This is a genomic window from Rhodoferax sp., from assembly GCF_028689305.1.
In the GTDB taxonomy this organism is placed as follows: Bacteria; Pseudomonadota; Gammaproteobacteria; order Burkholderiales; family Burkholderiaceae_C; genus Rhodoferax.
The window spans coordinates 73,292-97,183 of record NZ_JAQTWM010000003.1 but is presented as its reverse complement, the minus strand read 5'-3'; the positions used below and the strand labels follow the sequence as shown (position 1 = coordinate 97,183).

Genomic DNA, 23,892 nt, shown 5'->3' with positions numbered 1-23,892 from the left:
CCAGCTTCTGGAAACTGTTGGCCACCTGTTGCTGCGACTGCAGTGTTTTGGGGCTGATCGGCCCGACGGGTGATGCTGGGCGGCGTTGCAAAAAAAGGCTGACCACCCCAGCGTCCAGCCCGCTGTAAGCCGAGATCAGCTTGATTGCCTCGGGGCGGTGTTGCTGCACAAATTGGTCGGCCCGGCTCAGCTCTTCAAACAGCACGGCCAACACGTCCGGGTAATCGGTAGCAAAGGCGCGTGAGGCCAGGTAGAACGAGTTGTTGTTGGACAGGCCGGTGCCGTTGGTCAGCACACGCGGGGCCAGGGCCAATTCGGTGGCGGCGTAAAACGGGTCCCAGATCGCCCAGGCATCGACACTCTGGCGCTCAAACGCAGCACGGGCATCGGCCGGGGCCAGGTAAATGGGCTGGATGTCGGTCCATGACAGCCCGGCTTTTTCCACCGCCTGCACCAGCAGATAGTGGGCGCTGGAGCCTTTTTGCAGGGCAATTCTTTGGCCTTTGAGGTCAGCCAGCTTGTGGATGGGTGAGTCTTTGGCCACCAGAATCGCCGAGCTCTCAGGCTTGGCCGGCTCGGCTCCCACGTACACCAGGTCTTTGCCAGCGGCTTGGGCAAACACCGGCGGTGAATCACCGGTCAGGCCAAACTCCAGCGAACCCACGGCCAGTGCTTCGAGCAGCTGCGGCCCGGCGGGGAAGTCAACCCACTTGACTTGCGCATGGGGAAAACGCTTTTCCAGCACGGCTTGCTGCTTGAGGATGACCAGGTTGACGGCAGATTTCTGGTAGCCAATGCGCAGTTGCTGCAATCGGCTCAGGGGCTTGTCCGCAGCCTGCGCCCAGGCGTTGGAGGTGATCGGCCCCGACAGGCCCCAGAAACCCGCGCTGATGGCCAGCACACGCAGCAGGCTGCGGCGCGACCCGGTGGTTGTGACTTGTTTCATGGTGTGGCTCCCTGGGGGTTGATCAGCTCAGGTCCACCGGCGCGGCGTGCAGCAGGTTGAGTTTTTTCGGGATCAGCTTGAGCTCGAAAAAGGTGTCGGCAATGGCTTGCTGCTCGGCCAGGATGGCGCTGTTCACCGGGGCGGTGCCGTAGTCGGCGCGGCTCAGGTACAGGTCGGTGATGCCCACGTCCAGCCCGAGCACTTGCGACAGTTCTTTGGAGGCGGCTGGTTTGTTCTTGGCGGCCCAGGTGTCGATGGCATTGATCTGGCGGATGGCGATCTTCAGCACGTCTGGGTTTTGGGTGGCGAAGTTGCGCGAGCTGAAGTAGTAGGCCCGGTTGTTCACCACCCCTTTGGCATCGGCGAGGATGTGTGCATCCAGCGTTTTTTGCGCGGCCGCCAAGAACGGGTCCCAGATGACCCAGGCATCCACCGCGCCCTTCTGGAAGGCAGCGCGGGCGTCGGGCGGGGGCAGGTGGGTGTGCTGCACATCGCTGTATTTCAGGCCGTTTTTGTCCAGCAGCTTGGCCAGAAAGTACTGCACGTTGGAGCCTTTGTTGTAGGCCACCTTCTTGCCTTTCAGATCCGCCACCGACTTGATCGGCGAGCCCTTGGGCACCAGGATGGCTTCGAGCTGCGGGCGCGGCACGGTGGCCCCGGCATAGACCAGCGGCGCCCCGGCGGCCTGGGCAAAGATGGGTGGGGCTTCGCCCACGTCACCAAAGTCAATCGCCCCCACGTTGAGCGCTTCAAGCTGCACCGGCCCGGCGTTGAACTCGGTCCAGGTCACGTTCACGCCCAGAGGGGCGAGCTCTTTCTCCAGCGTGCCGCGGCTTTTGAGGATGGACAGCCAGCCTTTTTGGTAACCAATGCGCAGGGTGCGCGGGGCTTTTTGCGCCAGGGCCAGTGAGCCAGCCGCCAGGGAGGCCGTGGCCAGCCCGGCTACCAGCACCTGGCGACGGGAAAAATGGATGAGGTTTGACATGGTGAATTCCTTTGAAAATTTGGGGCAAAAGCCGCCCCCGACCGCTTGCCAGCGGCCTGAAAAAAATTGGGTTGGGTGTCAGCCCAGGAAGGGCTGACCGGCAGGGCGTTTACACGCTACATCGCACCTGCGAGAACTGCACCGGGGCAAAGCGGCGGGTGTGGACCTCATGCGCAGGCAGCACCTCGCGCACCAGGGTGTTGACGGCGTCGTCCAGCCGTTGGCCAATCTCGGTGTTGACTTGATACGCCCCCGAGTCGTTCACCGCCACTTGCGAATCGGTGGCGTAGATGCCGGGCAGGATCTGTTTGGCGGCGAGTGACTGCAGCACCGGGCGCAACGCATAGTCCAGCGCCAGCATGTGGTGCGGGCTGCCGCCGGTGGCCAGGGGCAACACGGTTTTGCCTTGCAGCGCGGTTTGTGGCAGCAAGTCCAGAAACACCTTCAGCACGCCGCTGTAGGCGGCCTTGAAGACCGGGGTGGCGACCACCACCACATCGGCTTTGGCCACCTGCCCGACGGCGTGGCTGATGCTGGGGTGGCCAAAGTCGGCCAGGATCAGCGCTTGCGGTGACAGGTCGCGGATTTGCAGGCGCTCAACCAGTGCCCCGCGAAACACCAGGCGCTGGGCCACGGCGTCGAGCAAGGCGGCTGATCGGGAGCGCTCTGACGGGCTGCCTGCGATCAATAGAACACTCATTTTTTTATCCCTGTTGCCTTGGTGTGTGACAGCGAATAGGCAGTTGCGATGTGACTTATTTTTTGGTGTAGATCTGGTCAAAGTAAGCACCGTCGGCAAAGTGGTCCTTGGCGGCCTTGCTCCAGCCGCCAAAGGCTTCGTCGATGGTGAAGAGTTTGATCTTGGGCAGTTGCCGGACGTACTTGGCCTGGAACTTCTCGGAAATCGGGCGGTAGAAGTTCTTGCCGGCAATGTCCTGGCCCTCGTCGGTGTAGAGGTATTCCAGATAAGCGGTGGCCACCGCACGGGTGCCTTTCTTGTCCACGTTTTTATCGACCACAGTCACTGGCGGCTCGGCCAGGATGCTCAGTGACGGGTAAACGATGTCGACCTTGCCGCCAAATTCTTTTTCCAGTAGATGGGCTTCGTTTTCCCAGCTGATGAACACGTCGCCCTGGTTGCGCTGGGCGAAGGTGATGGACGAGCCGCGCGCCCCGCTGTCGAGCACCGGCACGTTTTTATAAAGCGCCTGCACAAAGTCCTTGGCCTTGGCCTCACTACCGAACTTGCGTTTGGCAAATTCCCAGGCGGCCAGGTAGTTCCAGCGGGCGCCACCCGAGGTTTTGGGGTTGGGCGTGATGACGCTGATGCCGGGCTTGATCAGGTCATCCCAATCCTTGATGCCCTTGGGGTTGCCCTGGCGCGTGACCAGCACAATGGTCGAGGTGTAGGGCGACGAGTTATGCGGCAGGCGCTTTTGCCAGTCGGCGGGAATCCAGCCGCCGTTTTTGTGGATGGCATCGGTGTCACCGGCGAGTGCCAGTGTCACCACATCGGCCTCCAGGCCATCAATGACGGCGCGGGCTTGTTTGCCGGAGCCGCCATGGCTTTGTTTGATGGTCACGTCCTGACCGGTCTTGGCTTTCCAGTATTTGACAAAGGACGCATTGAACTCGGCATAGAGTTCACGCGTCGGGTCGTAGGAGACGTTGAGCAGCGTGACCACTTGCTGGGCGCTGGCGGCCAAGGTGGCGCCGGCCAGCAGGGCGGCAGCGGCAAGGGTAAAAAGGCGGCGATGGGTTGTCATGGGATGTCCTCGGAATTCATTGCCAAAGTGCAATGGAATGAATTCTGGAGGTCATCCGTTAAAACTGGAACTACTGAGTTTTCATTTTCAAATAGCCAAATCATCTGAAAGCCACACCCCACCCGCTAACGGGTGCGGCTGTTCCGGGCGATCTTCAGGCCGCCACGGCGGCGGGCGCAGGCAGGCCCATGGCGTCCAGCGCGGTCGCCAGATGCGCCACACTGCGCGGCACGTTGTGCAGTTTTTCCAGGCCGAACAGGCCGACACGGAAGGTTTTGAAATCGGCGCCTTCGTCGCATTGCAGCGGCACACCGGCGGCGGTCTGCAGGCCCAGCGCCAGGAATTTCTTGCTGTTCTGGATGTCGGCATCGGTGGTGTAACTCACCACCACGCCGGGGGCCTTGAAGCCGTCTGCCGCCACACTCTGGATGCCACGACTCTCGAACAGCGAGCGCACCGCCGCCCCCAGCGCCACTTGCTCGGCCTTGACCTTCTCGAAGCCGTAGTCACGCGTTTCCTGCATGACTTCACGCAGGCGCATCAGCGCATCGGTGGGCATGGTGGCGTGGTAGGCGTGGCCGCCGCCCTCGTAGGCTTCCATGATCTGCAGCCATTTCTTGAGGTCACAGGCAAAGCTGGTGCTGCTGGTGCCGTCAATGGCGGCGCGAGCCCGGTCACTGAGCATGACCATGGCACAACATGGTGAGCCGCTCCAGCCCTTTTGCGGCGCACTCACCAGCACATCAACGCCGGTGGCCGCCATGTTGACCCACATGGCACCGGAGGCGATGCAGTCAAGCACCATCAGGCCACCGACCTCATGCACCGCATCAGCCACGGTTTTCAGGTAATCGTCGGGCAGGATCATGCCGGCGGCCGTTTCCACATGCGGGGCAAACACCACGTCGGGCCGCTGGCTACGGATGCTGGCCACCACCTCGTCCACCGGGCACGGGACCCATGGCGACTGGGCATCGGTGCCCGTGCGCCGCGCCTTGAGCACGGTGGACTGCGCCGGGATCTGGCCCATGTCAAAGATCTGCGTCCAGCGGTAGCTGAACCAGCCATTGCGGATGACCAGCGTCTTTTTGCCGGTGGCGAATTGGCGTGCCACCGCCTCCATGCCAAAAGTGCCGCTGCCGGGCACCAGCGCCACCGACTTGGCGTGGTACACCTCCTTGAGGATGCGCGAGATGTCGGTCATCACCCCCTGAAAGCGTTTGGACATGTGGTTGAGCGCCCGGTCGGTGTACACCACCGAAAACTCCAGCAGGCCATCCGGGTCAATGTTGGGAAGAAGTCCGGGCATGAAAACGCTCCTTGAAATGGGGAAAACAAAGGGGGCTGACGGCGGTCCAGCTTAGCACGCCGACTGGTCCACAGCAGCGCCGCCATCATCCACAGGCCACGGGCCGGCCACCGCCACGGCCTCGTCTTCACCCGGCCAGGGCGGCATGGTGATGGCCACCGCCGCCACCGCCACATCCGGCGCGGCGCGAAACTGGAAATGGGTGCCCAGCGGAATGGTGAGGCACAGGCCCGGCTCCAGGGTGATGACTTCTTCACGCGCGCCCTGCTTGCGCCACATCTGCCCGCGCCCGGCCACCACGTACCAGATTTCCTCCACCGTGCGGTGGGTCACCGCCTGCGAGGTCTGGCCGGCAGCCAGTTCAAAGTGCGCCATGCCCCCAGCGGGCAGGCCCAGCAACACCCGCACATCGGACCCATCGGGCGCCACCACCGTGGGCTCCAGCGGCAGGCGCAGGCTGGAAAACGCGCTCATTTCGCGCGCTCCAGCGCCACCCGCAGCCCCAGGCCCACCAGCGCCGCGCCGGCGGCCTGCTGGAAGCGGCCAAAGGCTTTTTGCCGCACCACAAAAAAGGCGCGGGCACGGGCGCCGAGCGTGGCCGTGACAAGGTTGACCGCGGTGCCCGACGCAATCGACACCAGGCCCAGAATCAGCGCCTGCACCCCCGGTTGCCCGTTTTCAGGGTGCACAAACTGGGGCAGGATGGCCAGGAAAAAAATGGCGATCTTCGGGTTGAACAGGTTGGACAACACCCCCTGGGTGAAGGGTGAGCGCCACCGGCTGGGCGCAGCTTCGGCATGCAGCAAGACCGGGTGGCGCATCATTTGCCAGCCCAGCCACACTAGGTAGATGGCGCCGGCGGCCTTGACGATCAGGAACGCCGTTGGCACGGCCAGCAGCAAGGCCGAGAGCCCGAGCGAGGCAGCGGCCACATGGACCAGGCAGGCGGTGGCAATGCCCAGGCACACCTTGACCCCGGCGCCGGCACCGCGGGTGATGGCGTTGCTCAGGATACAAAGCACATCCGGCCCGGGCACCAGCGCAAAACTCATGTTGAGCAAAGTAAAAGCCAGCAGTGTGGACCCGTCGATCATGTGAACCCCAATCCGTGTCATGCAGAAGCTTGGCATGGTAGCGGATACCACCCCTGAAGGCCAACCGCAAGGCGGCGCTCAGGCGGCCTGCACCGCCTGCAGCAGCCAGTCCAGAAACAGCTGGGTTGCCGGCGCGGGGTCGCCGCCCTCGGGGCGCACCAGGTAGTAGGCGCGCTCAGCGGGCAGGGTGGCGTCACTGGCCAGCACCAGCTGACCCGACGCCAGCTCCTGCGTCACCAGCAGACGCGGCACCAGCGCCAGCCCCAGGCCGCAGGCGGCAGCGGCGGCGGTCATGGAAAACAACTCAAAACGCGCGCCCGCCAGCGCCTGGTGGGAGGCCACACCGTGGGCCTCGAACCACTGGCGCCACGCCAGCGGGCGGGTGCTTTGCTGCAGCAGCGGCAGGCGGGCCAGAGCGTCGGGCGGCAGGCTGGGCTGGCCGCCCAGCCAGTCGGGGCTGCACACCGGCACCACGTCTTCGTCAAGCAGCTTGACCGCCTGGGTGCCGGCCCAGTTGCTGAGCTGCTCGGGCGTGCCGGCAAACAGCGCGGCATCAAATGGCGTGTCGGCAAACATGAACGGGCGGGTGCGCGTCTCCAGGTGCACGGTGATGTCGGGGTGCTGGCGCTTGAGGCTGGGCAGGCGCGGAATCAGCCAGCGGGTGGCAAAGGTCGGCACCGCGGCAATCTGCAACACGCTGCCACGGCCATGGGTGCTCATCACGTCCAGCGTGTCCTGCTCCAGCGCCTGCAGCCGGCTGGCCACCTGGGTGGCGTAATCACGCCCGCTGGCGGTCAGGGCGACCCCGTGGCGGGTGCGCCGAAACAGCGCCACCCCGACAAACGACTCCAGCGCGGTGATCTGGCGCGACACCGCGCCCTGGGTCAGCGCCAGCTCCTGGGCGGCGCGGGTGTAGCTCTCGTGCCGGGCGGCGGCGTCAAAACAGGCCAGGGCCTGCAGTGAAGGGATTTTTCTACGCATGATGTGCGAAATATACACATACTTTCAAAACAATGCCAGAAATCTACTATGTTTTGTATAGCTGTATAGGCAAATATCACGTGGGCTAACCTTTGTTTTACGCCTGATTTTGTGCAAGACTCACGTCGGGGCATCCACTTCATTCATGCTTCTTTCTCATATCTGAGTGACAACAAATCGTTTGTGCCCGCCACCACCGGCGCGCTACCATGTCGGCCAGTCCTTTCCCAACACCCACTTTGACCGGAGACCCCCCATGGCCCACGCCGCCTTCAACTGGCAAGACCCCTTTTTGCTGGAACAACAACTCACCGACGACGAGCGCGCCATCAAGGAAGCCGCCGCCGCCTATTGCCAGGACAAGCTGCAGCCGCGTGTGATCGAAGCCTTTCGCGCTGAAAGAACCGACCCCGCCATCTTCCGCGAGATGGGTGAACTGGGCCTGCTGGGGCCGACGATTCCCGAAGCCTATGGCGGCCCCGGCCTGAACTACGTCGCCTATGGCCTGATCGCCCGTGAAGTCGAGCGCGTTGACTCAGGTTACCGCTCGATGATGAGTGTGCAAAGCTCACTGGTGATGGTGCCGATTTTTGAGTTTGGCAACGAAGCGACCAAACAAAAATACCTGCCCAAACTGGCCACCGGCGAGTGGATTGGCTGCTTTGGCCTGACCGAACCCAACCACGGTTCCGACCCGGCCAGCATGCTCAGCCGCGCGGTGAAAGTGCCGGGCGGCTACAAGCTGACGGGTAACAAGATGTGGATTTCCAACAGCCCGATTGCCGACGTGTTTGTGGTCTGGGCCAAAGAGGTCACAGAGGACGGCACGGTCGGCCCGATCCGTGGTTTTGTGCTGGAAAAAGGCGCGCCCGGCCTGAGTGCTCCGGCGATCCACGGCAAAGTGGGCTTGCGTGCCAGCATCACCGGCGAGATTGTCATGGACGGCGTGTTTTGCCCCGAAGAAAACGCCTTCCCCGAAGTGCGTGGCCTCAAAGGCCCGTTCACCTGCCTCAACAGCGCCCGCTACGGCATCGCCTGGGGCGCGCTGGGCGCGGCCGAAGACTGCTGGCTGCGCGCCCGCCAGTACGTGCTGGACCGCCAGCAGTTTGGCCGCCCGCTGGCTGCCAACCAGTTGATTCAGAAGAAGCTGGCCGACATGCAGACCGAGATTGCACTCGGCCTGCAAGGCTGCCTGCGCCTGGGCCGCATGAAAGACGAGGGCACGGCGGCGGTCGAGATCACCTCGATTTTGAAGCGCAACTCCTGCGGCAAAGCGCTCGACGTGGCCCGTATGGCACGCGACATGATGGGCGGCAACGGCATCAGCGACGAGTTCGGTGTGGCGCGCCATCTGGTGAACCTGGAGGTGGTCAACACCTATGAAGGCACGCATGACATTCACGCGCTGATTCTGGGGCGCGCGCAGACCGGGATTCAGGCGTTTTGCTGATCGCCCATTGATGGGGGAAGATGCCAGTTTCATTGGTGGCAGCGGGAGGGGTATGGGGGCCGACTTCGCAAAGCGCAGCGCGTTGAGGCCCCCGGCCCAAGCCCGCATGGCCCACCCACAGCGCTGGCTCGTCCAGGAACCCCAACCAACTCAACCCCTGAATCCAACCAAGCCGCAACCATGACCACCCAACCCGCCGCCCTCTCCCACCTCAAAGTCCTGGACCTGTCCCGCGTGCTGGCCGGCCCCTGGTGTACCCAGATGCTGGCCGATTTGGGGGCTGACGTGATCAAGGTTGAGCGCCCCGGCGCCGGTGACGACACCCGCCACTGGGGCCCACCTTTCCTCAAAGACGCCGACGGTAACGACACCACAGAGGCGACCTACTTCACCGCCTGCAACCGCAACAAACGCGCCATCACGCTGGACATGGCCAAGCCAGAAGGCCAGGCGCTGATCCTGCAAATGGCGGCGCAAAGCGACGTGCTGGTGGAAAACTTCAAGGTCGGCGGTTTGAAGCAATACGGGTTGGACTACGAGAGCCTGAAAGCCGTCAACCCACGGCTGATCTACTGCTCGGTCACCGGCTTTGGCCAGACCGGCCCCTATGCCGAACGCGCCGGTTACGACCTGATGATCCAGGCCATGAGCGGGCTGATGAGCATCACCGGCCATGCCGATGGTGAACCCGGCGGCGGCCCGATGCGTATGGGCGTAGCGCTGATCGACGTGCTCACCGGCATCTACGCCTGCAGCGCCATCCTGGCCGCCGTCGAGGCGCGCCACCGCACCGGCCAAGGCCAGCACATCGACATGGCCTTGCTGGATGTCGGCATGGCCGTGCTGGCCAACCAGGCTGCAGGCTTCCTGAACACCGGCAAAGTGCCGCAGCGCCAGGGCAACACCCACCCCAGCCTGGCCCCGTACCAGACCTTTGAGACGCTGGACGGCCAAATGCTGCTGGCCGTGGGCAACGACGGCCAGTTCGCCCGCTTCTGCGAAGCCGCTGGAAAGCCTGAGTGGGCGCAGGACGGACGTTTTCGCACCAACACCCTGCGCGTGAAACACCGTGAGGCACTGATCCCACTGATGCAAACCGTTACCCGCACCCGCAGCACCGCCCAATGGATTACCCTGCTGGAAGACAAGGCCGTGCCTTGCGGCCCGATCAACGACCTGGCGCAGGCCTTTGGTGACGCGCAGGTGCAAGCCCGCAGTTTGGTGATAAAACAGCCTGTAGCCCAGGTGAAACCTGCCAATGAAGCTACAACTTCAATAGCAAATCAAACACTCATCCACACCGTGGCCAGCCCGCTGCGCCTGCAGTCCACGCCGCCGGTGTTGCGCCGCGCGCCGCCCGCTTTGGGCCAGCATACCGACGAGGTGCTGGCTGAGTTGGGGCTGGATGCGGCGCAGATTGCGCAACTCAGAAGCGCAGGGGTGGTGTAACGAGACTCTGGCCTTGTTTTTGGCTGTGGCTGTGGCTGGGATATGGCGGCGCACCCCGTGCCACACTTGAGCACATGCGGTTGAATTTCTTATCCGTCTTCCACGCGGAACCTTTTCTGCCGATTTTGTTACTTATCGGCACCGGAACACGTTACCTATCCAACCCATCTCATTCCAGGAGTACACCATGCCTGAATCCGACGCAGTATCCGAGCTGCAAAATCTGCTCACCCGTGACGACGCACTGAACGACAGCCAGTTGGATGGGGTTGCCGGCGGCGCGCAGCCCACCGCCGTCAATCAGCAAATCACCGATGCCGTCGCTCGAGCAAACGCCAAGAATCCGAACGCTCCACCCATCGCGGCACCCGATATGTTCAAGTTTTTCAATTCACACAGAAACCCCGGTTGAGCGTAGATGGGTGCGTCGAGCCCGCGACGCTCACCAGCTCACCTTGTGCCGCGTCATCCACTGGTTCCACCATTTCAGCACGGCGCCCTACGGCCCGGTCAACGACTTGGCGCAGGGGGGTGTAGGCAGCCGCATGGATGAACTCGGTTAGCATCAAAGCCCATGGTGCTGCGTGTTCTTCATATCGGTAAGTTCTTCCCTCCACATCGTGGCGGCATGGAGTCGTTTCTGTCTGATCTGGTTCAGACACAACGCACCCAAGGCATTGACAGCCATGCGCTGGTCCATGGCACCCCTCTGGGAGACGACCCACACTGGCTGCGGCGTGTACCGGTACAGCTTCAGCTTATCTATGCACCGATTGCATTGGGCTTTAGAGCGGCGCTGATACACGCCATTCACGACATCAGGCCGGATGTGTTGCACCTGCACATGCCCAACAATTCCGTTTTTTGGGCGCTGACCATTGCCGACGCGAAAAACATTCCATGGGTGGTGCACTGGCATTCGGACGTGGTGGTCTCCGATGAACGACTGCTCTTGCGTTGGGCCTACACCCTGTACCGCCCGTTTGAGCAAGCTGTGCTGGACCACGCCGAACGCATTTTGGTGACATCCCCCCCTTATCTCCAGGCTAGCGAACCATTGCGCAAATGGCGAAGCAAATGTGCGGTCGTGCCCTTGGGTATTGACCCTGCCTCGCCACACCAAACCAACCCACCGGCACCGTGGCAACCCGGGCGCCTGCGACTTTTGTCGATTGGCCGACTGGCACATTACAAGGGGTTTGAAACCCTGGTCCGCGCGGTCAATGGTTCAACACATTTGCAGCTCATCATTGCAGGCCAAGGCGAGAGCATGGCGCAGTTACAGGCCATGACCGCCGAGAGCACTCCCCATGGGTCCCCCGCCCAGGTACAACTACTCGGCGAGGTGAGCGAAAACGACAAACACGCGTTGCTCAACAGCTGCGACGCCTTTTGTCTGGCGTCGATTGAGCGCACCGAGGCTTTTGGTGTCGTCTTGCTTGAAGCCATGGCCCATGCCAGGCCTTGCATCGTCAGTGACTTGCCTGGCTCTGGCATGCCATGGGTGGTTTCAAGCAGTGGTGCTGGCTTGAGCCATCTGCCTCGAGGTGACGCTAACGCATGGCGTCAGATTTTGGAGTCATTGGTCAGCCAACCCCAGAAGCTGAAGCAGTGGGGCATCCAAGGCCAGCAAGCGCTATTGGCCCGGTTTTCCATCTCAGCTTGCGCGCGAACCATCGCGGCACAATACCGCATGTGTCAAATTGAACCGGCTGCGCCCGCCCTCACCCGCTCGACCGCTGCCAACCCATCCATCCTGATTGTGATTCCGGCGCGAGATGAGGCGGCCACCATTGGTCAAGTGGTGACCACCTTGGTCAAGGCTGGCTGGCGGCATGTGTTTGTGATTGATGACCACAGCACTGACGGCACCGGAGACATCGCACACCGCGCCGGGGCAACCGTGACACGGCCGGTGTTACCTTTGGGCGCCTGGGGTGGCATGCAGCTGGGTATCCGTTATGCGCGGGCTCACGGCTTTGAGTCTGTGATCACCATGGACGCTGATGGACAGCATGAGGTCGAGGAAATACCCCGCTTGCTCGCGGGCGCTGCCAGCGCCGATGTGGTCATCGGCGCCCACCCACAGCGCGCCAGCCGTTTGCGACAGATTGCCTGGCGATGGTTTCGCGTCATTGCCGGGTTTGAGCTGCGCGACCTGACCTCCGGCTTTCGGTGGTACAACCAATCTGCCATGGAAATCCTGGCCGCCAGCGAAGCTACCTTGCTGGACTACCAGGATGTCGGCGTTCTTTTGCTGCTACGCAAAGCTGGCCTGCGCATCATGGAAGTCCCTGTCAGCATGAATACCCGGCAAGTGGGCAAATCCCGCATCTTTTATTCATGGTTTAGCGTGCTACGCTATATGGTTGAGACATCGTTACTTTGTTTGGCGCGTTGGGAGGTTTCTGCCAGGGCAACGGTTAACAAATAGAGGCACTTGACAGTATGCGGAACTTGCCAGCCCCCCCGCTGCCGGAACTCATTTTGCAATTACCGGCAAGCCATCCTCTTGGCAACAGCCAAGATGTGGGATATACGGTTATCAACTACAACACCGCTGCCCAAACATTGCGCTGCGTTATGTCTTTGAGCCAATGTACGCTGCCACCAGCCTTTATATTGATTCTTGACAATGCGTCGGCAGAAGATGATTTTGGCGCATTGGCACGCGGTTTACAGAGCGCCGCTCACAGCCACATTTGCCTATTTCGCAGCAGCCTCAACCTCGGTTTTGCGGCTGGCAGTAATTTTTTGATTGATCAACTACTCGCTACCCCCAACTGTGATTTCATTGGGTTGCTGAACAACGATGCCGTAGCCAAACCAGAATTAATCCATCTACTGCGTGAGTCACTTAGCAGCGGCACGAACCCTATTGGCATGTCTGGCGGGCGCATGCACAAACTTCACGCCCCTCAGGAAGTTGATACTTTGGGTATCAGCTTGTATGCCAGCCTGATGCCTGCCGACCGCAAAGATATTACCGACCCCTATCTTGGCCCCACAGGTGGCTGTTGCCTGATGACTCGTGCGTTTGTAGAAGATGTCAAAGCGACCACTGGCTATTGTTTTGACGCGCGCTTTTTTTGCTACTGCGAAGACACCGATCTGGTGCTGCGGGCCAACCTGCTTGGTTACCGGCCTGCGTATGTTGACCGGTTGGTAGCGTTACATGAAGGGCAGGCCAGCAGTGGTTCCAAGAGCAACGACTTCATTGCGTATCATGGGTTGCGAAATCTGATCTGGATGCAATACAAGTTAATACCGACGTCGATGCTGATGCGGCATCTGCCCTGGTTGGTTTTGGCCAACTTATTAAACGTTATACGGCAAATCATGGCCGGCAGGGTCGACGTGCTTTTGGCTGTGTATAACGATGCACTAAAACAGTTACCTTCTCTTCGAAAAGAGCGGGCAAAGTTTCTGTCAAATACCCGATTGCATACAATGGCACTTGCCCAAAATACCAGCAGACAGTTTTACCGTACAGGCTATGCGAGGTTGGTCATTACCCAGTGGTACGCCAAATTTCAAAGAACTACTTCTCCCCGTCACCCGTAGAGTCAAACGGCTGATCCCCACTATTTACAAACTTTGTCTTGAGCGCACCCCACATCAATCCGCACGCCGCACCGCGAACATCGTTGCTGACACTGGCCAATAGTCTTTGGCACAATCGCCAGCTCATCGGCCAAATGACCCGGCGCGACGTGGTTGGTCGTTACAAAGGCTCGGCCATGGGTTTGGCCTGGTCGTTTTTCAACCCCGTGTTCATGCTGGTGATCTACACCTTTGTGTTTTCGGTCATCTTCAAATCACGCTGGGGTGGTCCAGGTATTGAAAACAGCAAAACCCACTTTGCCATGATGCTGTTTGTAGGCATGATCGTCATGAGCCTGTTCAGTGACGTGCTCAACCGCGCACCCAATCTGGTGCTGGGCAATGTCAACTATGTCAAAAAAGTGGTGTTTCCTCTTGAAATCCTGCCCATCATCGCGGTGAGCTCGTCGCTGTTCCATAGCGTGATCAGTCTGGCTGTGCTGTTGGTAGCGTTTGCCATTTTTAACGGCTTTTTGCACTGGACGCTGGTTTTTTTGCCTCTGGTGCTGCTGCCGCTAATCATTTTGGCGACCGGGCTGGCCTGGGTGCTAGCTTCGCTCGGGGTGTTTCTGCGCGATGTGGGGCAATTCATTGTAGTTATCACCACCGTGCTGATGTTTTTGTCGCCGGTGTTTTACCCCATTACCGCGGTGCCGGAGGATTTTCGCGCTTACCTCATGGCCAACCCGCTTACCTTCATCATTGAGCAAGCGCGTGCCGTGCTTATTCTGGGACAGTTGCCGAGCTGGCTAGGCCTGGCGGTATACACATTGGTGGCCACGCTGATCGCCTGGGGAGGTTTTTTCTGGTTCCAAAAAACACGCCGGGGTTTTGCCGATGTCCTCTGACGATACTGCCATCCGCATTCAGGGATTGAGCAAACGCTTTGAAATTTACCCGACCCCGCGTGACCGGCTCAAGCAGTTTGTGTTGCCCCCACTGCAAAAACTTGCCGGGCAGCCGCAACGCCGATACTTTCTTGACTTCTGGGCCCTCAAAGACGTGGCGTTTGATGTCAAGCGCGGTGAAACCGTTGGCATCATCGGGCGCAACGGCAGCGGCAAGTCAACCTTGTTGCAAATCATCTGCGGCACTCTCAGCCCCACCAGTGGCATGGTGCATACCCGTGGCCGGGTGGCCGCCTTGTTAGAACTGGGCTCGGGCTTCAACCCCGAATTTACCGGGCGTGAAAACGTTTACCTCAATGCCACCGTGCTGGGTCTGAGCCAAACCGAAATTGACGCTCGTTTTGACGCCATTGCCGCCTTTGCCGACATTGGCCAATTCATCGAGCAACCCGTTAAAACCTACTCCAGCGGCATGATGGTGCGCCTGGCCTTTGCCGTGGCCATCAATGTCGACCCCGAAATACTGATTGTGGACGAAGCCCTGTCGGTGGGCGACGAGCTGTTTCAGCGCAAATGCTTCTCGCGCATTGAGTCCATCCGCGCCAGCGGTGCCACCATTCTCTTCGTATCGCATTCCGGCGGCACTATCGTCGAGCTGTGCGATCGCGCCGTGCTGCTCGACGCTGGCGAACTGCTTTGCATGGGCGCGCCCAAGCAAATTGTGGGACGCTACCAAAAGCTGCTGTATGCGCCGCCAGAGCAGCGCGAAACCATCCGGCAAGTGGTGCGTCGGCTTGATGCCGCCGTGCCAGCAGTGGCGGTTGAATCGCCTGCTGTGCCCAAGTCTGAGCTTGCTCAACATGAAAGCTTTGACCCCAGTCTGATTCCCAGCAGTACCATCACTTATGAATCACGCGGCGCATTGATTCAGGATCCGGCCGTACTCACACTGGCAGGGGAACGAGTGAACAACTTGATTCGTGGCAAGACCTATCGCTACGTTTATCAAGTACAGTTTTCGCAAAGCGCCAGCAATGTGCGTTTTGGCATGATGATTAAAGCAACATCTGGATTGGAATTGGGCGGTGGTACCAGTGCAAATACTGTACGTACCAGCATAAATGCAATTACAGCAGGTACTAGTTATGCAGTCGAATTTCGGTTTGTCTGCGCTCTTAACCCCGGTACTTTCTTTTTAAATGCGGGTGTAGTAGGAGAGATCAATGGTGAAGAAACTTACTTACACCGAATTTTGGACGTTGCTTTATTTCGTGTTTTGCATGATTCAGAGATACTCGGAACAGGCATCGTTGATTTTTCTTGCTCACCTGAAGTTCAGTTGTTAAATGATGGTTTCAATAGTTATAAATGAACTCGAATTTCCGAAGAAATGAATAATAAAAGATTGATTGTGGTTTTGGGAATGCACCGCAGCGGCACCAGCGCCATCACGCGTGGATTGCAAGTGTTGGGCGTGGATTTGGGGCAGACCATGTATGGCCCTTTGGCTGGTGTCAATGAAAAGGGTTTTTGGGAAGATATTTATTTCAATGATTTGGATGTCGAAATACTAAATGATTTAGGTCTTGATTGGCATTCACTTGCAAATATTGATGAAAAAGATGTTGATGTATTGCGCAACAAAGGATTTTTCCTTCGTGCGGTTGAATTGCTTCGGCAAAAGGTTGATGACTCTCCCCTCTTTGGCTTCAAAGATCCGCGCGTAACCAAGCTCCTACCGTTTTGGCGCGCTGTGTTTAAGCACTGCGAGTTTGACGTTGGGTACGTTTTGGCATTGCGTCACCCGATCAGTGTAGTGAAGTCATTGAAAAAGCGCGACAATTTTGATGCAGAAAAAAGTTACCTGTTATGGTTGGGGCACGTCATCCGGATGATGTCAGATAGTGCTGACGGCAAACGTGTCTTGGTTGACTACGACTCATTAATGTTGTTGCCGGATCACCAATTGGGACGGATCGCAGAGCAACTTAATCTGATTATTGATCATGATGCTTTGCAAGTTTACAAGCAGGAATTTCTCGACCTCGGACTACGTCATACAGTATATGACTTGAATGACTTAGCACTAGACGATGCTTGTCCTGCACTTGTAAGGGAGGTTTACGCAGCGTTGGTGAAAGTAGCATCAGATAACGTGCCGATAAATTCCCCGGAGCTAAGGGATATGGTTGCGCGTTGGGCAGCCGAATTTGAACGCATGTCTTCTTTCTTGAATTTGGCTGATAGGCTTTACACACAAAAAGATGCTGCATTAAAAGCGATAGTGAAGTGTGACAGCCAGATTACCAGCATGGGTCAAACTCTTGCGGACAAAGAGGGTCAGATCGCCAGTCTGAACAAGGCCATTGGAGAAAGAGACAGCCAGATTACCAGCATGGGTCAAACTCTTGCGGACAAAGAGGGTCAGATCGCCAGTCTGAACAAGGCCATTGGAGAAAGAGACAGCCAGATTGTCAGCATGGGCCAAGGTCTTCCCAGCGAGCAGAGTCAGATTGCCGGTTTGAGTCAGGATCTTGCAGCGAAGGAAGTGCAAATTGCCAGCTTGAACCAGACTCTTGCAGAGCGAAGCGAGTGGCTGAATAGCCTTGAAATAACCGTTGACAATATTAAAAAAAGTAAAAGTTGGCGGATTACGCAGCCACTGCGTTCTTGCCTAGATTTTATTCATCAAGCAAAGAGATTATTGTCTCTATTTTTGCAAATTATTCGGGTAGGTGGCGGTTTTTTTTCAACAACACGAACAGTACTGAATGTAGTTTTGTCAGAAGGCATATCTGGAATTAGATGGCGCATTAATAATGTAAAGCAAATAAGTGAGACACAATCACAGCAAATAAATGAAGAATATAGGCAAATTGCTTTCAATAAGTCTCCTTTTTCTATAGTGCCTTATTACATTGATCCATTACTGGATATTAGACCACCGGAATCTTTAAATAAAACATCTGTTGCTCTGCATTTGCATCTTTTTTATACAGATATGCTTTTACAGATGGTTGACTATTTAAACAACCTTCCTATACAGTATGACCTATATGTTTCGGTACAAAAATCAACAATTATTAATAATATCGAGAATGAATTAAAAAAATTACTAAAAAACGCAAAATTAATTGTTGTTGAGCGAGTTGAAAATCGAGGTAGGAATATTGCACCATTAATTGCTCAATTTGGCGGAAGATTAGCTGAATATGAAATTATTTGCCATATCCATACAAAAAAGAGTCCCCACAATAGCAATTTGACAGGTTGGCACGAGGAAATTATGACTAATCTATTAGGAAAACCTAATAGTACCGGTGGTCACGTCACCCATATAATCAAGTTACTTCAATCAAATGCTAAGATCGTTTATTCCGCTGGGAAAAATAATTTTATAAAGGCACCTACCGGCTGGGATGATAACTATCAAATTGCGAAGAATATACTAATTACCCATACAAAAATCTCTATTCAAAATTTTTCAACGGTTGAGTTCCCAGAGGGCGCAATGTTTTGGGGGCGTGCGGATTGTTTGAAGGAGTTTCTTTCGCTGCCTCTGGGGTACGATGATTTTGAAAAAGAGCCAATTCCTGCGGATGGAACTTTGGCACATGCGCTTGAGAGATTAATACTCATATTTGCATCCCAGTATCCAGGCAATTGTATTCGAATTCATAATATGGATTCGATTGAGGATTATCAACAATATGAAATACAACATGATTATTCAGATAATATTATTCATTCAAATATAAAAGTATTGGCTTATTATTTACCCCAGTTTCATCCAATTCCTGAAAATGATCGATGGCATGGCGAGGGGTTTACCGAATGGACTAAAGTAAAAGCGGCCTATCCACTGTTTCAAGGCCACTACCAGCAGCATATACCTCATGCTGATCTAGGTTATTATCTGTTGAATTCAGCAGATGTATTGAAATCTCAAGCTGCGATGATGAAAAAATCCGGAGTTTACGGACAGATTTTTTATCATTATTGGTTTTCTGGAAAATTGATTCTTGAGAAACCTGCTCAACTCCTTCTGGACAATAAAGATATTTGCATTCCATTCTGTTTTTGTTGGGCAAATGAGAATTGGACTCGGCGTTGGGATGGCAATGAATCTGATATTTTGCTTGGACAGAATTATTCAGCTCAAGATGCTAGAGAATTTATTAATTATCTGATTCCATTTTTCAGAGATTCGCGATATATAAGAGTTGAGGATCGACCCGTTCTATTTATCTATCGACCATCATCAATACCTAATTGTAAAGAGTACCTTGATATTTGGCGGGAAGAGTGTTTTAACGCCGGGATAAAGCAGCCGTATGTGGTTGCAGTTTTAACCCGCGGTGCCAGCGATCCAAGAAATTTTGGAATGGATGCGGGGACTGAACGAAATCTACATGATTGGACTGGCGGCGCAGTACCTGACATTAAATCTTCGCTTAATCAGTATTGGCCTGTGAATGGGAGTGTGTTGGCATACGATGCAGTCGCAAATTTTTATGCTGGCCAGACTGATACCAAAGATTTTTGCTATTTCCGAGCAACTGTTCCAAATTGGGATAATACCGCTCGCTATGGCTCTGAAGCGTTTTTGCTTCACGGGAGCACGCCCCAGCGCTTCCAAGAGTGGATGGAAAATTCAATTGCCTATACCCAGGCTAACCTACCAGTTGATCGGCAGTTTCTTATTGTCAATGCGTGGAATGAATGGGCGGAAGGTGCACATTTAGAGCCAGACTCCCGGTATGGGTATGCCTACTTAAATTCTGTTGGACGTGCTTTATCTGGCAAGGCTTATTCGGCCACCGAGTATGGCGGACAGAATTACCCAACGGGGATAAAGTTACACATATCTATTCCAGAATTTGTTATTCGTCAGCTTGATCTGGATGAATTATTAAGAAAACGATTTTTTCGCTGTATATTAAATTCAACAATTTTTGAAAGCTGTTCAGTCAGCGTTAAATCAGCAGATTTAGGTAAATATATTTCTATGGCTGTGATACAAGAGCCGGACGAATCTGACTTTATTTTGGAATTTCGTAGAGTAGCCTTTTTCAATTCTGATGCAATAGAACAAATGCTAGCACTCGCATTTGTGTCTGGTTCTACAGTCATATCTAATTGCTATAACATCAATAGTTCACCATTTATGGTCACTGAAAATGGGTCAGTGGCGAGTTCAAATGGATACGATGCTCCAATGTTGATTTTTCCTGCAAGGGTCGAAAAATCTGGGCATAAGAATTTTAAGATCAGCACTAATGCACGTAGTTTTTTAGCACTTCCATCGAATAAAAATAATGTTACTCAAAATCGAGTAACAACCATTATTCGCTTTCATAAGTCAGCTGATCTTGATGAGTTGGAAAATGCATTGTTTACTTTGTATGCGATGAGAGATTGTATTGTGACACCTCTTATTGCAGCTCAAGATCTTGAAGAACAGCAAGTTTTAGCGTTAGAGAATTTAATTGCCAATTTTGATTGGCCAAATGATTGTAAGGCACAGGTGTTTTCGTATTATTCAGAAAATGGAAAGAGTGATTTAAGATCTACGATGTTAAACGAATCTTTACTACGAGTGAAAACACGTTATGCTGCGTTTCTTGATTTTGATGATCTGTTATCACCGGATGCATACATCTGGTTGATTGATCGATTAAAAGTGACCGGGAAATCAGTTAGTTTTGGTCGCGTTTATTCAACTATATATAATTCAGAAAGCCAATTAATTATTAATCGCAAACGTAACTATGAATACGGCTATTCTTATGATGAATTCCTCACACACAATCATGCTCCGCTGCATAGTTTTATGCTGGACTTAGATAATTTAAATTTAACTCACATTTTATATTTGCCTGGGCAGCGATTTATGGAAGATTATCTTTTAACTTTGCAATTATTTTCAAAAAATAACTGCGATTGGGATAGTCTGAAAGAAAATAAATATATTGGAGATTATATTCACAGCATGAATCGTGATCATACGTTAGCATTTGAAGACGAAAAAGATCGTCAAAAAATTCTTTCAAGTCCAGAATATATGAAATGCGAGAAATTAATTTGTGATATGCGAAATGCAATTAGCTCAAGTCAATTTTCTCAAAACAGTTCTGCTTTTGTAAAAAGTTTTAAAATAATGTGGCCTGAAATTTGTGATTTGAGTTTGGTCAAAAAAAATATTAATCACATTAAATTGTGAGTTCTACCTCCAGCAGGTTGCTATACCATTCTCCGGAATCCCCCGTATTCCACCGATGGAAGAAGTAGAATGGTTATGCGACCATGATCAATCACTGCTTTGGGGTAATGCCGCCCAAGGCTATGTGCGGACCCGATCGTGATTGTATTTCCACATCCACTGGGTAGCGTATGTCGCAAGGGCTTTACTATTCTGCTATAGAATGCCAATAGGCCGCAATGTGGCTGTTACATTCACATTAAAAGCTTACGGTAAAAATTGTGCATTCATTTGTGTTAGGGTTTCTATCATACACGATACGTGTTACTGGCATATTTTGTGAGTATGCTGATAAAACCATAGAGTACAAATATTTTGTCTCAGGTAAAGTGTATGAGGGAAAATACAAAACATTATAAACACACTTAGTATCGACAAGTGGCAATGCCGTTTTTAGATACGATGATCCGGCAGACGATGCAACCAAAGTAATATTATTTGATCGAGTTTCATCTGTTGCAACTGCATGCGATGCAAGGCAAGTTGTCATCATTAAAGTGGATATAAGAATTTTTTTCATAATAATACCTTTCATGTTGATTTCAGAAATATAGTTTCAGTTCATTTGTTTCTTAGTTGTTACCATAGATTCCCCCAATCTTGCCTAATATTTAATCACCTAATAAAAGCATCAATATAGGTGTTATATCTGTCGTAATTTTTCTAAACGATGCCGTAACAGACTGCGAAGAATTCATAGAAAAACTGCATAAACCCTGACCAGAACACAAGCCAGACCATCCAGAAAAAGCTGAACCAGCAGCAGGTTCAGCGGTCAGTGTTACCAGACTGCCTGCTGCAAACGTGGCAGAACATGTGCTGCCGCAAGAGATACCCGCTGGTGAGCTTGTGACCGTTCCGCCCCCTGCACCCGTCTTGCTCACCGTAAGTGTGTAGCCCGTCGGGGGGATGGTGTAACTTGCGTTTAGGGTCACGCCGCTATACGCAGCGTAGGCATGTAGCATGATTTGATAAGTTGTTGCCGCTCCCGGCATTGGAAAACTACAACTCTCGTTGTTACCCGGCAAATAGGGGCGACAATCAAACATCTGTAGCGTTGGGGTTTGATTCGCTTTGACGTAAAGATCAACATCACCCGTACCCCCGCTGATTTGTATTAGCAGATTGCGAGCGCCAGCCGGTACATTAAAGGAATAGTAACTGCTACTACCAGCGGCACCGGAAAGATTAGTTTGATTCAGAGGAGAAATCACCGTGCCGACAGTAAAGTTAGCAACAACATTTTTGGCACTATCCATAGTCACACTGCATGAACCCGTACCTGTGCAGGCGCCACTCCAGCCCATAAATATATTGGACCCAGTACTCGTGGCGATCAGATTAACTACCGAACCTGCTCCAAATGATGCGCTACATGTAGCTCCACAGGATATTCCGCTTGGACTACTTGTAACAGTACCAACTCCTTCACCTGTTTTAGCTACAGTCAAGACGTAATTGACAGGTGGCGTATTAGAAATCTCCACAACAGCCGTCATGACACCACTTGGCGCTGAAACGCCTGAAATTCCCAAATTACTCCCACCTAATGAATAATAGTCTGAACTTGGATTAGATGTATTATTGAAAGTAGTGCTATTTCCCGAATAATAGAGAATGGAAGCGCAGCCAAGCGTACTCCCTGATATGGCTGCAAGACTGCAGACTGCTGTGGAAGGCTCCTCAGCCATATTTCCTTGATGTGATCCATCGATATATTTGTTAAAACTATTTGCTGATTTAGATCCAATATTTAGATCAATATGCTGAATCAGTAAACCACCTGTCCAACTCCCCACAAAACGATACATTCCTGCATCCCAACTGGTTGGTGGGCGATTTTCGATCAGCCAATATTCACTGCTGCTGATTGATTCGTTAATCAACATCAATGCCGAACTCGAACTGCTGAGTCCACTAACAAATTGAAATGTTGTTCCAGTAGTTGCTTGTTGAGGTGTAGACCATCCGAGATATTGACGACTCCAAGCATCCATGCCGACTGGAGTAGCTCCCCCAGTTTCACCACTCTTGCTACCCCATGAACCACTGGCCATGAGACTAAAAGCACCTAGCCCTTTATTTATTCCTGCAATGTCATATAAATCCGGAAGTCCACCCATGGCGTGACCCATTTCATGAGCAATAACACCCATCGTCATTAAAGTTGATGCGTTGTATCGCTCACCATTCAAAGCCCAGTGATTGACATTTTTTCCTTCGACACTGACTCCTGATCCACCCCAAGCATGTGCCCATATTGAAGGCGATGAGCCAGAGCTAGCAGATGTTTCATACCCAGCCAAAATAAAATAGATTAATGTTTCATCAACTGATATGGTTCCATCACCATTTGTATCCAGTGCAGGGAAGTCAACATAGGGTGCTGCCGCTGCTAATGCACTGTTAATCCAAGTGGATTCCGTAGAGTAGCTACAAGAACCAGCGCAACCAGGATGCGCTTGGCCAAGATTGACGGAAACAATACCAGCAGGATTGCCTGGTTGGGTATGTGCCACCGGAGTAATTGATATATTATTGAATGAATTATCCTTATAGTACTGAGCAACAGAAGCACCGGTACCATGAATGGCATTGTACCAATAGGTAGAGGCGTTAGAACTCAAACCAATATTCGAAAAATTTACCAATATGGTGAGAATTTTTTTCGACCCTGTAACAGGTGTTGGCGCCCAAATACCTGTGACTTTTTCCAAGCTGGATGTTGACTCACCTAACACAGCGGTCTTATTGAAAATTCTTACATTATTAAGAAAACCATTTGAATATTGTTCCAATTCTACATTTCTAATTGGGCGAATACTTTTCTTTCCATTCAGCTGCTGAATTGCAATTTTTCCATTCGGTGATACTGCAATGCCAGAAGGTGTACCGTTTCCCTGCGGATCTTCAGTCAAATATTCAAAAAATCCAGTCCGATGATTTTTTGTAATTGAGAACCCATCTTCAGTTTCTGTCCAGCCTTGAAATTCATCACCGCGTTGCACAGCGGTGAATGATGTCCCATCCGGTTGTTTAATCAGGTATGGAAAAGGATTGGCAGGCCCTGCTTGTGAAGCAATGTGATTTAGGAGGCCTAACGTTAGCGCGACACAAAATCTAAGCATCCGACTTGCATGGTAGCTATTCATAACGTGTTCTTTCAGTATGGGGGGTATCCTAATGTAAAAAGTGTATT

18 protein-coding genes are annotated in these 23,892 nt (G+C 53.7%); 9 read left to right on the top strand and 9 right to left on the bottom strand.

The features are described from left to right. The 8 genes from PHW99_RS01495 to PHW99_RS01460 all read right to left on the bottom strand — a co-directional run. Positions 1-946, bottom strand: a 946-nt coding sequence (locus PHW99_RS01495; RefSeq protein ID WP_300173054.1) for a sulfonate ABC transporter substrate-binding protein, incomplete at its 3' end; no start/stop codon positions are given. 22 nt (positions 947-968) lie between these two features. Beyond that, on the bottom strand, positions 969-1,931 hold the full coding sequence (locus PHW99_RS01490; protein WP_300173051.1) for a sulfonate ABC transporter substrate-binding protein: 963 nt from the start codon (positions 1,929-1,931) through the stop codon (positions 969-971). Between the two features lie 109 nt (positions 1,932-2,040). After that, entirely contained in the window at positions 2,041-2,631 is a 591-nt protein-coding gene (gene ssuE, locus PHW99_RS01485; protein WP_300173048.1) for an NADPH-dependent FMN reductase, read from the bottom strand. Between the two features lie 55 nt (positions 2,632-2,686). Then, positions 2,687-3,697, bottom strand: coding sequence for a sulfate ABC transporter substrate-binding protein (locus PHW99_RS01480; protein WP_300173045.1), 1,011 nt, complete (start codon positions 3,695-3,697; stop codon positions 2,687-2,689). Positions 3,698-3,851: 154 nt separating this feature from the next. Beyond that, positions 3,852-5,006: an aminotransferase class V-fold PLP-dependent enzyme gene (locus PHW99_RS01475; protein WP_300173043.1), complete on the bottom strand. Its 1,155-nt coding sequence runs from the start codon at positions 5,004-5,006 to the stop codon at positions 3,852-3,854. 51 nt (positions 5,007-5,057) lie between these two features. Beyond that, a complete protein-coding gene (locus PHW99_RS01470) occupies positions 5,058-5,480 on the bottom strand; it encodes a cupin domain-containing protein (RefSeq protein ID WP_300173040.1) in 423 nt (140 codons plus the stop codon). Next, positions 5,477-6,100 carry a LysE family translocator gene (locus tag PHW99_RS01465; RefSeq protein ID WP_300173037.1) on the bottom strand — a complete coding sequence of 208 codons (624 nt, stop codon included), beginning with the start codon at positions 6,098-6,100 and terminating at the stop codon, positions 5,477-5,479. The genes PHW99_RS01470 and PHW99_RS01465 overlap by 4 nt, the downstream gene beginning before the upstream one ends. Before the next feature lie 78 nt (positions 6,101-6,178). Further along, the gene (locus PHW99_RS01460; RefSeq protein ID WP_300173034.1) at positions 6,179-7,081 is read right to left on the bottom strand and encodes a LysR substrate-binding domain-containing protein; all 903 of its coding nucleotides are present in this window, start codon (positions 7,079-7,081) and stop codon (positions 6,179-6,181) included. A gap of 256 nt (positions 7,082-7,337) precedes the next feature. Between PHW99_RS01460 and PHW99_RS01455 the strand changes: the two genes are divergently transcribed. The 9 genes from PHW99_RS01455 to PHW99_RS01415 all read left to right on the top strand — a co-directional run bounded on the left by PHW99_RS01455 (position 7,338) and on the right by PHW99_RS01415 (position 20,654). Continuing rightward, the gene (locus PHW99_RS01455) at positions 7,338-8,531 is read left to right on the top strand and encodes an acyl-CoA dehydrogenase (RefSeq protein ID WP_300173031.1); all 1,194 of its coding nucleotides are present in this window, start codon (positions 7,338-7,340) and stop codon (positions 8,529-8,531) included. A 180-nt stretch (positions 8,532-8,711) separates the two neighbouring features. Beyond that, complete coding sequence (locus tag PHW99_RS01450) at positions 8,712-9,980, top strand: CaiB/BaiF CoA-transferase family protein (RefSeq protein WP_300173028.1); 1,269 nt, start codon at positions 8,712-8,714, stop codon at positions 9,978-9,980. A 187-nt stretch (positions 9,981-10,167) separates the two neighbouring features. Beyond that, complete coding sequence (locus PHW99_RS01445; protein ID WP_300173025.1) at positions 10,168-10,392, top strand: hypothetical protein; 225 nt, start codon at positions 10,168-10,170, stop codon at positions 10,390-10,392. 10 nt (positions 10,393-10,402) lie between these two features. Next, positions 10,403-10,543, top strand: coding sequence for a hypothetical protein (locus tag PHW99_RS01440; protein WP_300173022.1), 141 nt, complete (start codon positions 10,403-10,405; stop codon positions 10,541-10,543). Positions 10,544-10,608: 65 nt separating this feature from the next. Further along, positions 10,609-12,414, top strand: a complete 1,806-nt coding sequence (locus PHW99_RS01435; RefSeq protein WP_300173019.1) for a glycosyltransferase — start codon at positions 10,609-10,611, stop codon at positions 12,412-12,414. 53 nt (positions 12,415-12,467) lie between these two features. After that, a complete protein-coding gene (locus tag PHW99_RS01430) occupies positions 12,468-13,544 on the top strand; it encodes a glycosyltransferase family 2 protein (protein ID WP_300173016.1) in 1,077 nt (358 codons plus the stop codon). Between the two features lie 134 nt (positions 13,545-13,678). Further along, the gene (locus PHW99_RS01425; protein ID WP_300173069.1) at positions 13,679-14,431 is read left to right on the top strand and encodes an ABC transporter permease; all 753 of its coding nucleotides are present in this window, start codon (positions 13,679-13,681) and stop codon (positions 14,429-14,431) included. Further along, positions 14,421-15,803: an ABC transporter ATP-binding protein gene (locus PHW99_RS01420; RefSeq protein ID WP_300173013.1), complete on the top strand. Its 1,383-nt coding sequence runs from the start codon at positions 14,421-14,423 to the stop codon at positions 15,801-15,803. The genes PHW99_RS01425 and PHW99_RS01420 overlap by 11 nt, the downstream gene beginning before the upstream one ends. Before the next feature lie 18 nt (positions 15,804-15,821). After that, positions 15,822-20,654 carry a glycoside hydrolase family 99-like domain-containing protein gene (locus tag PHW99_RS01415; RefSeq protein ID WP_300173011.1) on the top strand — a complete coding sequence of 1,611 codons (4,833 nt, stop codon included), beginning with the start codon at positions 15,822-15,824 and terminating at the stop codon, positions 20,652-20,654. A 650-nt stretch (positions 20,655-21,304) separates the two neighbouring features. Here PHW99_RS01415 and PHW99_RS01410 read toward each other — a convergent pair. Next, positions 21,305-23,845, bottom strand: a complete 2,541-nt coding sequence (locus PHW99_RS01410; protein WP_300173008.1) for a M6 family metalloprotease domain-containing protein — start codon at positions 23,843-23,845, stop codon at positions 21,305-21,307. Positions 23,846-23,892 lie beyond the last annotated feature (47 nt).

Excerpts from the sequence above, each read along its gene's own strand:
- PHW99_RS01490 (WP_300173051.1), bottom strand. The coding sequence starts at position 1,931 with ATGTCAAACCTCATCCATTTTTCCCGTCGCCAGGTGCTGGTAGCCGGG.
- ssuE (WP_300173048.1), bottom strand. The coding sequence starts at position 2,631 with ATGAGTGTTCTATTGATCGCAGGCAGCCCGTCAGAGCGCTCCCGATCA.
- PHW99_RS01480 (WP_300173045.1), bottom strand. The coding sequence starts at position 3,697 with ATGACAACCCATCGCCGCCTTTTTACCCTTGCCGCTGCCGCCCTGCTG.
- PHW99_RS01475 (WP_300173043.1), bottom strand. The coding sequence starts at position 5,006 with ATGCCCGGACTTCTTCCCAACATTGACCCGGATGGCCTGCTGGAGTTT.
- PHW99_RS01470 (WP_300173040.1), bottom strand. The coding sequence starts at position 5,480 with ATGAGCGCGTTTTCCAGCCTGCGCCTGCCGCTGGAGCCCACGGTGGTG.
- PHW99_RS01465 (WP_300173037.1), bottom strand. The coding sequence starts at position 6,100 with ATGATCGACGGGTCCACACTGCTGGCTTTTACTTTGCTCAACATGAGT.
- PHW99_RS01460 (WP_300173034.1), bottom strand. The coding sequence starts at position 7,081 with ATGCGTAGAAAAATCCCTTCACTGCAGGCCCTGGCCTGTTTTGACGCC.
- PHW99_RS01455 (WP_300173031.1), top strand. The coding sequence starts at position 7,338 with ATGGCCCACGCCGCCTTCAACTGGCAAGACCCCTTTTTGCTGGAACAA.
- PHW99_RS01450 (WP_300173028.1), top strand. The coding sequence starts at position 8,712 with ATGACCACCCAACCCGCCGCCCTCTCCCACCTCAAAGTCCTGGACCTG.
- PHW99_RS01445 (WP_300173025.1), top strand. The coding sequence starts at position 10,168 with ATGCCTGAATCCGACGCAGTATCCGAGCTGCAAAATCTGCTCACCCGT.
- PHW99_RS01435 (WP_300173019.1), top strand. The coding sequence starts at position 10,609 with ATGGAGTCGTTTCTGTCTGATCTGGTTCAGACACAACGCACCCAAGGC.
- PHW99_RS01425 (WP_300173069.1), top strand. The coding sequence starts at position 13,679 with ATGACCCGGCGCGACGTGGTTGGTCGTTACAAAGGCTCGGCCATGGGT.
- PHW99_RS01420 (WP_300173013.1), top strand. The coding sequence starts at position 14,421 with ATGTCCTCTGACGATACTGCCATCCGCATTCAGGGATTGAGCAAACGC.
- PHW99_RS01415 (WP_300173011.1), top strand. The coding sequence starts at position 15,822 with ATGAATAATAAAAGATTGATTGTGGTTTTGGGAATGCACCGCAGCGGC.
- PHW99_RS01410 (WP_300173008.1), bottom strand. The coding sequence starts at position 23,845 with ATGAATAGCTACCATGCAAGTCGGATGCTTAGATTTTGTGTCGCGCTA.